At 77.0% G+C, this 318-nt stretch carries 1 protein-coding gene; it reads right to left on the reverse strand.

Translation table 11 applies throughout. The features are described from left to right. A partial coding sequence (locus G3I65_RS45870; protein WP_160701664.1) for an AAA family ATPase occupies positions 1–318 on the reverse strand: 318 nt, incomplete at both ends.

Here is a 318-nt window from a genome sequence, read left to right on the forward strand (position 1 = left end):
GTGCGGAATCTGGCGGACGCGGAGGCGAGCGTCAACGGCGTCGGCGGCTCGCCGCCGAGCTCCCGGATCAGCCGGTCGAGCAGGTCCAGGGGATCCGGCGGGTCGGCGGCGTGACCGCGTAGGTCCAGGTGCAGCGAGCCGTCGGGGAACCGCCGCGCCAGGCGGTGCCCGGCCTCCAGCGCGAGCGCGGTCTTGCCGACCCCGGCCATCCCGGCGATGGCGACGACGACGCCGTGCCGGGTGCCGGCGAACAGGCCGAGCACGCGGTCGAGCTCGGCTTCGCGGCCGGTGAAGGCGGCGATCCCGCCCGGCAGCTCC

The sequence above is a fragment of the Amycolatopsis sp. SID8362 genome (assembly GCF_010550475.1).
GTDB lineage: Bacteria > Actinomycetota > Actinomycetes > Mycobacteriales > Pseudonocardiaceae > Amycolatopsis > Amycolatopsis eburnea.